At 31.0% G+C, this 14,783-nt stretch carries 11 protein-coding genes and 1 other RNA gene; all 12 read right to left on the bottom strand.

Features of this window, described 5'->3' with window-relative positions:
• Positions 1–148: 148 nt before the first annotated feature.
• Entirely contained in the window at positions 149–2,851 is a 2,703-nt protein-coding gene (locus tag HLG78_RS04650; protein ID WP_231177209.1) for a type I restriction endonuclease subunit R, read from the bottom strand.
• A gap of 168 nt (positions 2,852–3,019) precedes the next feature.
• Positions 3,020–3,394, bottom strand: a complete 375-nt coding sequence (locus tag HLG78_RS04645; protein ID WP_231177206.1) for a hypothetical protein — start codon at positions 3,392–3,394, stop codon at positions 3,020–3,022.
• 89 nt (positions 3,395–3,483) lie between these two features.
• Positions 3,484–3,866, bottom strand: a transfer-messenger RNA (tmRNA) gene (ssrA, locus tag HLG78_RS04640).
• A gap of 414 nt (positions 3,867–4,280) precedes the next feature.
• The gene (locus HLG78_RS04635; RefSeq protein ID WP_231177129.1) at positions 4,281–4,745 is read right to left on the bottom strand and encodes a TrmH family RNA methyltransferase; all 465 of its coding nucleotides are present in this window, start codon (positions 4,743–4,745) and stop codon (positions 4,281–4,283) included.
• Between the two features lie 31 nt (positions 4,746–4,776).
• Positions 4,777–5,559: an AmmeMemoRadiSam system protein B gene (gene amrB, locus HLG78_RS04630; RefSeq protein WP_231177126.1), complete on the bottom strand. Its 783-nt coding sequence runs from the start codon at positions 5,557–5,559 to the stop codon at positions 4,777–4,779.
• Positions 5,559–6,086 (bottom strand): hypothetical protein, encoded by a 528-nt coding sequence (locus HLG78_RS04625; protein WP_231177123.1) that lies wholly within the window; start codon positions 6,084–6,086, stop codon positions 5,559–5,561. Before HLG78_RS04625 ends, amrB begins: the two co-directional genes overlap by 1 nt.
• 24 nt (positions 6,087–6,110) lie before the next feature.
• Positions 6,111–7,376 carry an AI-2E family transporter gene (locus HLG78_RS04620; RefSeq protein WP_231176967.1) on the bottom strand — a complete coding sequence of 422 codons (1,266 nt, stop codon included), beginning with the start codon at positions 7,374–7,376 and terminating at the stop codon, positions 6,111–6,113.
• Positions 7,364–7,765: a ribonuclease P protein component gene (locus tag HLG78_RS04615; protein ID WP_231176964.1), complete on the bottom strand. Its 402-nt coding sequence runs from the start codon at positions 7,763–7,765 to the stop codon at positions 7,364–7,366. The genes HLG78_RS04620 and HLG78_RS04615 overlap by 13 nt, the downstream gene beginning before the upstream one ends.
• The gene (locus HLG78_RS04610; RefSeq protein ID WP_231176961.1) at positions 7,746–8,675 is read right to left on the bottom strand and encodes an AAA family ATPase; all 930 of its coding nucleotides are present in this window, start codon (positions 8,673–8,675) and stop codon (positions 7,746–7,748) included. The genes HLG78_RS04615 and HLG78_RS04610 overlap by 20 nt, the downstream gene beginning before the upstream one ends.
• A 24-nt stretch (positions 8,676–8,699) precedes the next feature.
• Positions 8,700–10,925, bottom strand: a complete 2,226-nt coding sequence (locus tag HLG78_RS04605; RefSeq protein WP_231176958.1) for a PKD domain-containing protein — start codon at positions 10,923–10,925, stop codon at positions 8,700–8,702.
• Positions 10,926–11,003: 78 nt separating this feature from the next.
• The gene (locus tag HLG78_RS04600; protein WP_231176941.1) at positions 11,004–12,092 is read right to left on the bottom strand and encodes a mechanosensitive ion channel family protein; all 1,089 of its coding nucleotides are present in this window, start codon (positions 12,090–12,092) and stop codon (positions 11,004–11,006) included.
• Positions 12,093–12,238: 146 nt separating this feature from the next.
• A complete protein-coding gene (locus HLG78_RS04595; protein WP_231176904.1) occupies positions 12,239–14,782 on the bottom strand; it encodes an S-layer homology domain-containing protein in 2,544 nt (847 codons plus the stop codon).
• Position 14,783 lies beyond the last annotated feature (1 nt).

Below are 14,783 nucleotides of genomic sequence, written 5' to 3'. Positions count from 1 at the left end.
AATAAATTTATAAAATAAAAACTTTATTCATTATAAATAAAGTTTACAAAAAATCAATATTTTTTTCAAAAAATATACTTTATAAAATATAATTAGTGGAAAATATTTAACTGGTTTTCAATTTTTATCTTTAAACTTATTAATTTTTCTACCCCAACCTAAACTTCTCCAAAAACTCCTTGATCTCCTCAGCTTCATCATCCCCAAACAACTTATCAAAAGCATCTATCCCCAAACTATTCTCCACCATAGGCGAATAAAAATCATCCGGCACATTCAACTCCTTTTTCTGTATCAACATACTTTTCAAAACCCTCAAAAACATTATCTGCCTAGAATCAAAATTACTTTCCTTGATGAACTCCTCTACCAACCTATCTACTTCTGCCTCCCAGTCGGGCATATCACCAACTCCCAGAGCAACTTCTACCAACTGCCTAAAACTTGCCGTAGGCCTACCATAAGCTTTCCTTAGATTGTCCAAATTCATCCTGTACTCATTACTACTTAATTCCTGCTCCAGCATAGAAATCTCATCATCAGACAACTCCTCACCACCCAAAAGCTTCTGCACTACCGGATGCGAAGAGGTCAACTCCTCCATTGTCTGCTCAAACTCCTTCCAGTACTTTTCAGAAGGCATCTGCTTACCCTCTTCATACTCTATCCACCTCCTTTCTATCACATCATCTTGGATATCTGTTACCAGTATATCCTTGGAAGTTTTGACCTTGTACTTCATCAAAGGAGTAAAATCCTGCTCCAACTCTTCTATCTGCCCAAACTCCATATCTTCCCAATACGAAGGAGACAAAACCTTGTCCAGCTTGTCCTGTTTTTGCTCTACATTGCTAATATTTCTTGCCAAAGCATTGATATCCGAAGCTATCTTGTCTTGAGTTGTGTCATCTACCTCTCACTGTATTATCTGAGATTTTAGCCTGTTTGTTTTCTCCAAAAACCTAAGTTCATCTACACTGTGCTTGCCATAATACCTCATCAAAGGAGCTACTTTTTGCAATTTTTCATAAGGATTGACTGCGATATTATCAAAAATCCTACCAGATTCAATCTCATCCAAAACCTCTTGATACTGAACAGTTTCATCATTAACCGGCAAGTTATTTACCATTTCCAGGAGCTGGTTTTTTAGTTTGTTGTAGTTTTGCTTGTCTTCTCTGTTCTCAAAAAGCTTCATCTGATCTATCTTGGACTCAAAAATCTTTTGCTGCAAACTTTTGGGCTGCTTGGGAGGTTCACGAAATTCATGATCTTCATCAAAATTAATACCAAAATCCATTATCAAAAAATACTCCTTGTCTTCTCAAGGACCAAAAAGATCCGGACAAAGCCTTGTTCACCTACCTACCATCTGCCAAAATTTTGCTTCAGAAAGCACAGGTTTTGCAAAAACAAGATTTACCACATCAGGCACATCTACACCAGTATCCAACATATCCACAGAAATTGCTACCCTGTTTTGCTTGCTTGTCCTGGATTTTTTGAAATCTTCATATTTTTCAGATGCTCTTTCTACATTGGAAGTAATCACTACTGCAAAATCCCTGTACTGAGGATACATCTCCTCAAAAGCCTGCTGCAGATTTTCTGCATGTAGTTGATTTACAGCAAAAATTATGGTTTTTCAAGGTAGTCAGTCTTCTGCTTTGATAGAATTTTGCATAAACTCCCTAACTATAGCCCTGTCGGTGTCTTTGTTGTTGATTTTTTTGTTGATATCTTCTCACTCAAAATTGTATTCTTCTGGAGTTTTTCATTCTCTTTGTAACTGCTCTTTGAGATGTCAGGGTAATTGCCTTCATTTGATTCACTGTATCTGAACTTTGGTCCTTGCCAAAAGTACTTTGTAAGGGACAAGGTATCACTCATTGATTGCATCATCCAGAGTATAAGCAAAAGTAGGATCCTGTTCTCTACGATCAAACTCTTCGTAAGTATTTCTTTCTACATAATCTACCGGAGTGGCTGTAAGACCCACTTTGTAGGCATCAAAATGGTCCAGGATTTGCTTCCATTGTCAAAAAATACTTCTGTGAACCTCATCAACTATGATAATATCAAAAAATCAACTACTAAACTTATCAAGATAGTTTATCATTGTCTGATAAGTAGCTGCAAAAAGCCTGGAATTCTCATCTGTTTGGTCTGAAACAATCAAACTTTTGGGCTCATTTGGAAAATACTGTTTGAATCAGTCTTTGAAAGCCTGATCTCTAAGTGCAGTCCTATCACACAGGAAAAGAACCTTTTGGACATGATAAGACCTCAATAATACATCTATCAGTCACATTGCAGTTCTTGTCTTCCCCGTACCAGTAGCCATTGTCAGCAAAAACTTCCTCTCTCACCTATCAATTCATTCCGTGATGGATTTGATAGCCTGAATTTGATAACTCCTACCTGCTATATTGTTGTCTACTTTGGGGTTGCTTGCTGGTTGTTGTATTTTCTGGAGAGTGGTGATTCTTTTGAGATCGGATTTGCTAAAAAAAGTTTTAATCTGCCTTGGTGGAGTTTTGAGATTGCAGTAGAAAATTTGTTTTCAGTTACTAAAAAACACCAAAGGAGCAAAATCCTGGTGTTGCTCTATCCCAGCAGAATAATTCAAAGCTTGATAGTATCATTCTCTGGAGCTTCTGATATCGCTTTTGGCTTCTATAATTGCCAAAACTTTGGAGTCTGTATCCAATAGCGCATAATCTGCATAATAAGTAGTTCAGTTTTGATGAATAGGAAATTCTTTGTAGACTTGATTTTTGTTGCGAATATCCCATCCTGCTTGCTGAAGCTTGGTATCTATGAAATTTTGTTTTGTTTGTTCTTCATTCATTATGGGTGAATTATCAGCTCAAGATATTGATAATAATTTTAAGGATTATGCTTCATTTTGCAAACAAATTTAAGGTATGTTAGAGTTTCAAATAGAAAATTAATCAAATACTCAATCCATCATCCTTTTGAATTACTCTATTTGTTCTTACTCTTTTTCTCTCCTTTCCTATCTTGCTTGTTCTACTTCTTCTAGTTTCTGGATTGCTAGTTCGTATAGTTCTTCTGAAATAGTTCAAGCTGGAATTTGGATTTCATTTCATCTTGGATATTCTATAGTTCATCAGTGAAAGTATGCATCCAGTTCTTCTCTTGTGACAGGATCTTGTCGATAATTGTACCTATCATCTCATATATGATCTAGTAGATTTTCTTTGGCTGTATTAAAATATTCTTGATAATTTTCTTCTGATAGTGCTTCTTTTACAGAAATCACATGCATCAATCTAGTTACTCATCTTCTGACAGCAAGTCATCAGTCCAACGGCAAAAGGTTTCTTTCACTCCCTATTGTTCATCATATATTCCTTTCATTACATCTCAAATTATATTTTTTATTTTTTAGAGTTTTAAAAAATTTTTGTAAACATAAAAACACTTAAAGTAGTTTAAGTGCCTTGTAGTTTTATTATATGGTGGAGATGATGGGAATTGAACCCATGTCTGAAGGTTACAACAGATAGCTTCTACCCCCATAGCTTGCATATTTACTCCTCTCATAAGAAAGGCGACTTCAGCCTACAAGCAGGCATATAGTCCTTTTAATTAATTTGTTAAACAAATCCCTTCTTATTATCTGTCCCACAATATAGAAGGGGTCAATTGTGGGATTTTTGGCAGCCTAAGCCTCTTTATTAGGACAAAACTATGCTGCTACTGCATAGCTTTGTGCTGCACTCAATCTTAAGTTTTTGTCTGCACTTTTTGTGGGATAGATTATTTTATACTGGGGTACTATCATCCAGTAGAGGCCACTATCCGCTGTACTACACCTTCATCGAAACCATATCATCCCCATACCCTCAATATAATAATTTTTTTAAATATTTCAATATATTTAATTTTTTCTATCTTGCTCACCAAAATAAATCACAAAATAGCATACTACACATTTTTTTAGAAAGTTGTCACATATCAAACACAAAAAAACAACAAACACAATCCCTTCTTTTGTAAATTTTCTTTTAATTACTATAATATTAACATAATCAAAACTTAAAGAGTTGGCGCACCTCCACCAGCACCACTCTATGGGTTTTGAGAAGGGCATTTCCCTCTATGCTTAGTAACTTTACCAAAATGTTGCAAGCAACAAAACCTATCAGGACAGTCAGATAAACTAGGGATAAGATAAATTCCTACTGACAGTCCAAAAAAACAAAAAAACAAATAAAATGAACCGGCCTGGCATTCCAGAAGCCGGTTTTCTTTTAGGTTAAAAATCTGTAATATTCTCGCATAAACATTGCTGCTGACTGTCAAACATTTAAAGACTCTTTTTTTCAAATCATTGGGATTCACACCAAATAATCAGACTTTTCTATAGTTTCTTCCAACACTCAACTTTTTTCATTCCCAAAAATTATACAAAATCTATCAAGATTTTTTTTATCAAAAAATTTTGACAACTTCTCTCAACCAAAGCTTTCTGCTACTATCAAACTATAATTATTTTTTTGAAGATAATCAATCGTCTTAGTGGGATTATAAAACTCCAAAATATCAATACTATATTCTGCACCCAAAGAAGTCTTGGAAACTCTAGAATTTTGATAAGGAGAAGGAGTATATCAAGACAAAATAACATCAAATCACAAAACATCAGCAGTTCTTATAATATTTCATACATTATAACAACTACGAATATTTTCCAACACTACAATATTTCTCATCATAAAATATTAGTTTAATTAGTATATCAAAAACTTATCAGATTCATCAAATCATACTAAAATATCACCTTGAAATATTGGAATCTTTATCAAAATCTGAAGAATTTGAATAAATCAAAGGATTTATATCATATCATCTTTTTTTACAAACAGAAGAAAAAATTCTTAATAAAATATTTGAACTATCTCAAGAAAATGGCAAATCTCTAAGGTTATTTTGAACAATTGCCTGTGCTTGCTTACTGTCTTTTTTTATTATTTTTCAAGATCACTGTGTATTAGATATATTGCTACTTATTATTACTGCCACATGCTTTTCTTTTATTGCTTCTGATAAAAAATTTACAAGTTTTATATATTTATTTGTCCTTCCAACAATCACAGGCAATAAAGAATTGATATTAAATGTTGACAACACAAAAGGCATCTGACAATCTATGTTTGAAAACATCTCATCGTTATCAAATCAGTGAAAGTCTTTATACTCATCCAATAATTGTTTTACTCTTGATGATACCTTTTTCTCTCACAAAATATTTTTAATACTTCAGAAACTTGGAACTCAATATCAAGTAAAACTTTTATCACTATTTCTTCAAACTACGATAATTTCTTTGATATCTTTGTTTTTGGATAAAGCCGAATAAGCAGAAGCCATAACAGCTCAAGAATATATATAATAATCATTTGGAACCAAAGCTATTTTGGGATGTACTGATAAATTTTCATCCACAAAACTTTGTACAGATACAGTCAGACTCACCACCATTTCATGCAAAATTTGTGGACTTGTAGGATAAAAAACCTCTTTCACCATTATGAGTTTGTTATTAGATTTAAAACAAACTTATCTGCAAGTCTATATCTTCTTTGAAAGTCTCAAGATTGCATAAAAACTACTCCCACATTATCTATATAATAATCAACAAAAATTTCAGAAATTTTATTTTTCATATCAGATAAAAATTCTGGATCTGTTGTTTTATATACAACTACCATATCTGCATTTATATTATTTCAAAAAATTTTTCAAAGATAATACTTTTCAACAATTCAAGGATACAAAGAAAAAGTTTTTTGCAGCTCGAACTCCAAACTATAAAGAAATATTCTTCTTACAAGATCATACACTTGATCATTTATATATATAGACCACTTAGTTTGATCTTTTTTGATCGTAACAATATCTGCCTCTAGTAAACTATCTACTTGTTTCTTTATTGCAGTAAAAGACCAAGCCAAATCTGTCTCCAATGCTCTCATAGAGATCCCCTGTCTTTTGAAAAGTAGATATTTGATAATACCTGCTCTTGTTTTACTTCACAAGAATTTTTCAATATTCATAAAAATAGATTAAGTATAAATTTTTTATTTTACTATATCCTCAAATATCAAATTTGCAATCACTGCAATTGGAACTGATAGTACAATTCATACAAATCACATCAAAGAACCTCAAATAAGCATTGCTATCAGTATCAAAAGAGCATTAACTCAAAGAGCATGATTCATCACCATTGGCACCAATACATAATTTTCAAATCACTGAATAAGAGTATAAACTATAACTATCACCAAAAATCAAATCAATCAGTACTCAGATACTGCCACAAGCACTGCTGGTATAGCTCACAATATAGGTCATATTATTGGTATAAACTCAGTAATTCATGCTATTAGAGCAAGCGTAAATTTGTTGGGCAAATCCAAACCAAATACTGCTATAGTGTTCAACACCAACAATACAGTAAAAAATATAAAGATACTCAATAAAAACTGTCATTTCAACCAGAATCACAATTTTCTATACAGTTTTTGTATTTTCAGTATCATATATTCTTTGTGGTTTGTTACTCAAGCTATGAAGTTTATAACAGAATCTTTTTGTGCAGAAAAGAATATAGCCAAGACCAACACCAAAAATATTTGAAACAAAGCAGAAAAAAATCCACCAACTATTGAAACCACTATTCCTCAAATATTATTGATAAAGTTCGTACCAAAAGATGCTATTTGAGATATATTTTCTTGGATAGCATATTGTATTGCCATCACAACTTCTCTATCCTGTAATCATTCAAGTATAAATTGTTTTATAATTCAAGGAATAAGATTACTTGTTTCTATCACATATCTAAGTCATTCGGTTCTCAAATCTTTTTGAAGCTGATTTATCATATCCAAAAATATTTGAACTATATCAGCACTTTGAGCAAGCACAAAAGGTACTATTACCAAAAAACCTGATAATAGCAACATAAACAAAAACAAATATGCCAACACTATAGAAAGTATTCTTGGAAGCTTTTTTTGGAAAATATCAATAACTGCTTCCATTGCAATTGAAATTATAAATGCTGCCAACACCAAATACAAAAGATCCAAAGAATCAAAAAGCACATATCACAGATATACTACAAAAATTCATACAAGCCAAAATGTTAGTATCGACCTTAAATCTGCTTTTTGAGTAACGTTTTCAATTAGAGTCTTTGACTTTTTTGTTGATCAATCTGCTTTTTTATCAATTTCTTCGATTTCTTTGAATTCTTTCTCATTTTTATCTTTAATTTGCTTTGTTTTAGACTTCACCTTATCAACAATATGTTGAAGATATGACTTTACCTCTTTCATAAAAATTTATTTAGATTATTAAAACTGAAAGCAAAAAAATCAAGTATTTGTTCTTTTATAAGTTTTTTTTGTTCAGATTCAACATTTTCTTTCAAAAAGGCAATAGTTTTTTTGTTGAAAACTATAAATACTTTATAATATCATCAATTAAAGGTTTTTTTCTCATATTGTTTTTTTTTAATATATTCAAAAAGCTGTCTTTTTATAAAATTCCTAGTAGTAGCTTTTTTTGACAACTTCAAAGGCACCTGAAAAGCAAACTGGTTGTACTTTCTATTTGGATATTGATAAAACCAAAAAAAGGAAAAATATTTTCAATGTACAATATTTTGTTTTTTGAACAAAAAATTTATATCTTTTCAAGTCAGCTTATACCTTTTTTTCAACATTATCAATATTCAGCAAAAAATCTAAAAAAACATTTTCATAAGAAACATTTCATTCTATAAGTCTTCTTGCATAAAAAATATGTTCCAATCTATCAAATTGCTTTTTTATTGAAAAATGATATGCCAAAATATCAAAAAAAATCATTATCCATCAAGATTTTTTAATATTTTCCAATATTTTATATTTTTCTGAATAATTTCAAGAATAATTCAAAAGATTAACAAATCTTTCAAAATAAGATTCAATATCCTCAAAATTTAAGTCTGCAGTAGATTTCAAAAGTTTTTTGGCAAATCCAAATCTTCCCAAAGAAAATTTTGCAGCAAGCTCCAACTTTCTCTTATCAGTATCTGGAAAATCAGACTCCAAATAACAAACTACCTCCTCATAATTCAAACTATAAAAATTCACTATAAATGCCCTTGAATAAATAGTAGAAATTATTGAAAATTTGTTTTCTGTAGTAGCAAAAATAAATGTCTGCTTTGGAGGCTCTTCAAATAACTTTAGCAGTGAATTAGCAGCTGAATTACTCATTCTTTCAATATTTTCCAAAAGTATTATTTTCTTTCAAGAATTTGCTGATTTATGACACCAATCTATAATTTGTCTTGATCACATATCATAAAAACTTCAAACATTTGGAATATCTATTTTTCTATCTTTTTCTCAAACATCAACTTTTAAAGAATGTTTTTTTCAAAGATAATAAGATAAATCTTTAACAAATAAAAAATCATTATCATAAAAATCTTTCAATATATTTTTTGAAAGCTTTCTGACAAGAGTTGATTTCCCTACATTTGAGGGTCAACTTAGCAACACAAAATTAGAATCAACCTTATTTTTTTCAATAAGATTAAAAATTTTTTTCACTATTTCAGACGATGCATCATTTCCACAAATCATACAATACAATATAATTTTAAATTTTTACTCAACTTCAATTCTTATTCTTCCACTAACAGATGGTGAATCCTCAAAACTAACTTCAACTTCCACCCTATATGTTCACTCTTCTTCAAAAGTATTTCCTACTTCAGTATATTGTCTTCACTCTCCACTCATACTACTACCATCATCAAAATCCCATTCTACATAATCAATCATTCAATCAACATCTACTTCAAATTCAACCCTCTCTCATACACTTGCAGATTGAGTTGGATTATTTGGTGTAGATATATCTAAATCTCTTCTTTCTCTTTGAACCACAATATCTTGTTCTGCAGTATCTTCTAATCATTCATGAGTTTCTACAGTTACACTAGGTGTAAATCTTCATCATGTTTCATTATCAAACTCATAAGTGTGCTCTACTACACCATCACTTGTACTATCTATACTTTCTCCATCACCAAAATCCCAATGAAAGTAAGCAATTCTATCATCTTCTACATTTAAATTTGAAATTGATCCATCCAAAGTAACATCCAAAGGACTTTCTCAACTATCTGGACTAACATCAAGCCTTGCTTCCAAAGGAGCTTCTTCCACAACAAGATTAATATCACGCTGAATTTCATTCCCTCTATCATCTTCAATAGTCACTTGTATAGTATACTCTCACTCTTCTCTTATTACTTCACGAAATTCTCAATCTCTTCACATTATTCTATCTCAATCAAGTCTTACTATTTTTCTATAATCTCATGTTGGTTCTGGTTCAAGTCCATTTATTTGAAGTTGTAATCTTACAGGCAGTCTACCAGCTGTATATTCTCACTCATCATTTTGCTCTAAATTAGAGATTTCATCATCAGATCATAAAATAGCTCAAAGATCATAATCAAGTTCATAATCACTTGCTCAAGCATGAAAAGATTCTGTTTCACAAAATCCCACCTCTCAATCAAAAGTTTCATATTCTACCTGAATTATATAATTGCTTCATCAAGGAATTTCTTCAGTTATACTATCATCTGAAGTTTCAACAACTTCATGTTCTTCTCAATCATCCTCGTTGTATATTACATAGGTATATGCATCTGCAGAAACAGCTGAAGGCACTGATACATCTATATCATACTGTCAGCCTGATCTTTCTTCAAAATCAACATCACATGCTGGAGCATTTGACTCTTGTGTTCTTAGTCTTATAGAATAAAATTTATCTGACACATCTGGAAGCCTATACCTTATTTCTGAAACTCAAGGATCTGATATTGTATGGGTTACACTACTGGTATCTTCAACATCAATATCTCAGTCTCAGTTTAAGTCCCATTCTATATTTATATTAGGCAAATTTAGATCAGTAAAAACATCTCCTGCATCAAATCTTAAATTAGCTGGCACAGCTCATGCTATTATTTGATCACCAGCACTACTCAAATCATAAGAACCACCATCCACAGTTAGGTCTACCTTGGAATCAAAATCTAGATTTATCACATCATCAGATATGGATTCTCATTCTTGAGTTTCTGGACTATAATAATTTGTTGTCAAAGTAATATCATAACTTGTATCATCCTCAAAAAGACACATTCAATCAAAAAACGCATCATCAGAAAAAAGTTCACCACCAGCAGACAAAGTTTGTCAATTACCACAATCCAATTCAAACGATTCAATATTTTGGATAGATCAAACCTGAGAACCAAAATTTTCCTCAAAAACAACCGTATTCAATTCAAACCTAAAATAAGCTGGAGCTATGTTCGGTTCATCGCCCAAAAGTTCCAAATTTCATCATTCTCTTACAAGGTAAGGATTAACTAAGTTAGATGTAACAACCTGCCTTTCACCTGTCATATCACCAATATTAATAAGTGTTATAGCTCAAAGTATAATAACCATCAAAAACATAAATCAAGAAATTCCACTCCCAAAAGCATATTTTAACTTTCAGTATTTTGTAGTAATAAGCCTATAAACATTTAAAACAAGCATAATAAAAAACACAAAAAACAACAATCAAAAAAACAAAACAGCAAAAAGCATCAACATATTTCTAACAGTATCTACTTCCAACCCCATATTTGATAAAACTTCAGGGTTGTGCATTGCAAAATACAAACCAAAAATCACCAAAAGCAAAAACAAAAAGAAAAAACCAACACATCAAATTACAAATGCTTTTATAGATAGTTTAGATCATTGTTTTACTTTGTTTTGAGTTTGATCTTTTTGAGAAGTATTATTTTGTTGTCACATAATTTTTTATAAATTTTAAATATGTGTAATTTTAAAAAAAACACACACAAAATCAACATCATTAAATCCAGTTGTGCACTACTTTCTATAAACAACCTGTGTTGGATAAGCAAAATTTATATTATTTTTTTCGAACTCTTCCATTATTCTAATATTTATATTTTCTTGTACATCCATTCTAATATCAAAATCACTTGTGTTGAATGTATGAACAACTTCAAAATTCAGTGAAAAATCTCAAAAATCCTTAAAGTGCACTCTATTAAGCTCTGTGTAGTATTTTATATCATCTTCTTCAAAAATATTTTTTACAATTTCTTTGGCTGTTTTTACTTTTTCTACAGGAGTTTCATAAACTATACCAAATTCAAAAACAACTCTTCTTTTTTCCATTTCCCCAAAGTTATTTACACTGGCTGTTGTCATATCTTGATTTGAGACAACTAGCTGTTCTCACTGTAGTGTTCTAATACGAGTTGTTTTGATTCATATTTTCTCTACTGTTCAAAAATTTCAGTTAACTGCTATAAAATCTCATATTTTAAATGGCTTGTCTAAATATATAGAAATAGAAGAAAATATATCTTGCAGAATATTTTGTAATGCAAATGCTACTGCTATTCATCACACTCACAAACTTGCCAAAAGTGGAGTTATTTCAAACCCAAGATTTATCAATAAAAACAACAAAGAAGTAGTCCATATAACAACTCTTGCTATTACCAAAAGCAAATTGTATGTTGTCAAAGAATCTTTATCTTCCTCATTTAATAATGTCCTTGCCAAAAAGAACTTCACCAACTCAGTAGCTATTCTTATAAATTGCAACAAAATCACAACAAGAAATATAGCATCTATTGTTATATCAATCTCATCAGGTAAAAATAAGTATTTGAGTGGAATATAAATAGAAATTGTAATATATACATACCTTGGAGTATTTTGAATTAGACCTATAATAAAACTGTCAAACTCAGATTTTGTATTATAAAAAATATTAGAAAGTTTTTTTAGTATCACAGCTCTAAAAATTCTTAACACAAAAAATACAAATAAAAACATTAAAAAGGCAAATATATACTCAAATACTGTATTTCAAAAAAACACTGTAGACAAAGACAAATAATTTTCAATACTAGTACCAAAAATTTCTTCTATATAATTCATGCATCAGACTTTTAGAATTTAAATAACATTTACTAAAAAATTAATATTAAGCCATTTTAATATTTGTTTATAATTTAAAACTCCAAAAAATCAATAAAAAAATTCGTCCTGATTGTATACACAACCAGGACGAATTCAGTCAAATATTAGTCTGCTAATTCATTATATGTTCTATAAAACATTAATGCAGCTTCATACCTTGTAATTGGTTCTTCCATCTGCTCTTGACTTTCATTTTCTGATACTCATTCACTAACAGCTACTGCCCAGTATTCTATCCACCAAGGATCATGATCTTCATTCATATCTCCTATAGTAGACCTGATAAGTACTGTTATAAATTCTGCTCTTGTTATTTGATTTTTAGGCCAAAACTTTTCTTGAGAACCTCTCATTATTCAAAGATAACAAACCTGTCTTATATACTCAACAAGTGTTCAGTCTGCTTGTCAAATATCACTAAAACTACAATTTCTTGAATAATTTGGCCTCATTTCTAACACTTCCTTGGCAAATTGAGAGAACATTCTTGATGATTCTTCTCTTAACAAATTACGATACAATCAATACTCTGCTGCATTATCGTATTTGGTAAGTCATTTTTCATACATAAACTTTAAAGCATCTTCAAGTTCTACATCATCTATACTTTCTGGTATTGTTATTTCATCATATTTTCACAAGATTTCCATAAATTTGTTTGCAGATGTTCTTGCATTTCTTCTTGCCTCTTCAAGATCTTCAGCAGACAAGTCATAATCCTTAAACATCTTCAAATAAAACAAGAATTCATTGAAATAACTTACAGCATCATACAAATCATCTCCCAATACTCATCTTTTCTCTATCTCTTCAATAAACAAGTCTATTAATAATTCAACACTTTGCATATCTGAAAAGTTTCTAAAGTTAGGTATTTTGAATTCTATTGTTCTTCAATTTATTACATATTCTTTTGTTTCAGATCTTTCTCTTATTTCATCTGGTATTTCATCAAGATTTGGTTGTCGTATTGCTCAAGATCACCTTCTAGTAGGAGCAACATCATCATCTTCATCTTCTTCATCTGATTCGCCATAAACTACAAATTCAGATGCAGCACAAGTATATATTGTAGCTGTTCTATCTTCTGCTACAACTGTATCCTTTCAGTCCTGAGCTACTCCATTATTACAACTTCCTGATTCAGTAGACAAACCATCTGTTGACCAGTCATCATCTCAGTAATGTTTAGCTTTTACTGAATATGTTCAATCTTCAGGTACTGGTATATCTATTCTAAGTGGATTATTAAACCTTAGATTTCTTTCATCCACACCAAGAAATATTCTTTGTTGAACCTCTCCTCACAATTCCTCTTCAAAATCTGCATCCCAAGATTCTTTTCTTTGTGTTATATTATCATCTCTATTTATGCCACCTATTCTAATATCTTCCTCAAAAAATGTTCTTATTCAACTTCTGTTGAAGATAATACCTTTTCATTGATCAAAAACTCTTTCACCATTTGTATAAGAACTATACCTAGAAGACCTTAGAAGTGCACTAGAACTTATAGTTTCCCAAGTATCTTCATCATCTTCTGGTTCTCATATACTTATAGTTTCACTGATTGAGTTAGATCTTTCTCATCTTCTATCAAAAGCTACAACATATACATCATAATCTCATTCACTAAGTCTTACTCAATGTCTATTTCTTTTTGGACCTCACCAACTTGTATTATCAATATCACCAATAGCAGTCAAGTAGTTGTATCAAGCAAACGATGGATCTTCACCAGATTCGAAAACATAAATACGATATTGGTCGAAATTATGTTCATTGTCTGTTTCAGCCTTATCCCAAGACAAACTTATCTGTCAATGATCTGTTTTTGCAGAAAGATTGCCTGACATCTCTATAGAAGAAGAAGTATATCTATCTATTTCATCATCATCAATATCTCAATCTTCTCTAGCTTCTTCTGCTTCTTCTTCACTTACATATTTTTCTATATTGAAACTTCTTGTATCAGTTTCATCTTCTGTCTCACAAGATACAGAAACTTGATTTTCTCAAAGATCCAAATCACCAGAATAAACTTGTATTTCTGCTACTTGACCAGGAGAAACTTCTACCTCAGTTCAACTACCTGGAGCTACAAACTCTCACATATCAGTAGTAGCAGTTGAAGATTTATTACAAGAAAATTCTATCCAAGCATAATCATCATCCTTTGTAATTGCATTTTTATACGACCAATCTCTATTTATCCTAAGATCTCATTCATCATCTTCTACATCATCTGATTGCAAAACATCTATTTCTATAGTTTCCTGATTTGATGTTCATCAATCATAACTTATACTTACATCAAAAGATATATCACCTTCTTGATCTTCATCAATACATTTTTCTCAGCTTACCACCACCTGAAATACATCACTAGAAGGCTCTAAAGTATCACCAGGCTCTGTTCAAAATGTGAAATCGTAACTATCCATCATTCAAACATGATTTAGATCACCAAGTTCTATATCTTCATCACCAGTATTATTTGCTTGTATGTCTATCGTCACACACTCTCATGGGTATTTTTCTGTACTTGTAGTTGGGTGCCCATCCAAACTTACATTATTTATAGTTAATGCATATCAAGATGATGCAAAGCCAATAAATAATGACATAAGTAATATTAACCTCTTCATT

Origin of the sequence: Candidatus Absconditicoccus praedator, from assembly GCF_021057185.1 — a bacterium.
In the GTDB taxonomy this organism is placed as follows: Bacteria; Patescibacteriota; Gracilibacteria; order Absconditabacterales; family Absconditicoccaceae; genus Absconditicoccus; species Absconditicoccus praedator.
Note: the sequence above shows the minus strand (reverse complement) of the source record. Positions and strands in the feature narration are given on the sequence as shown.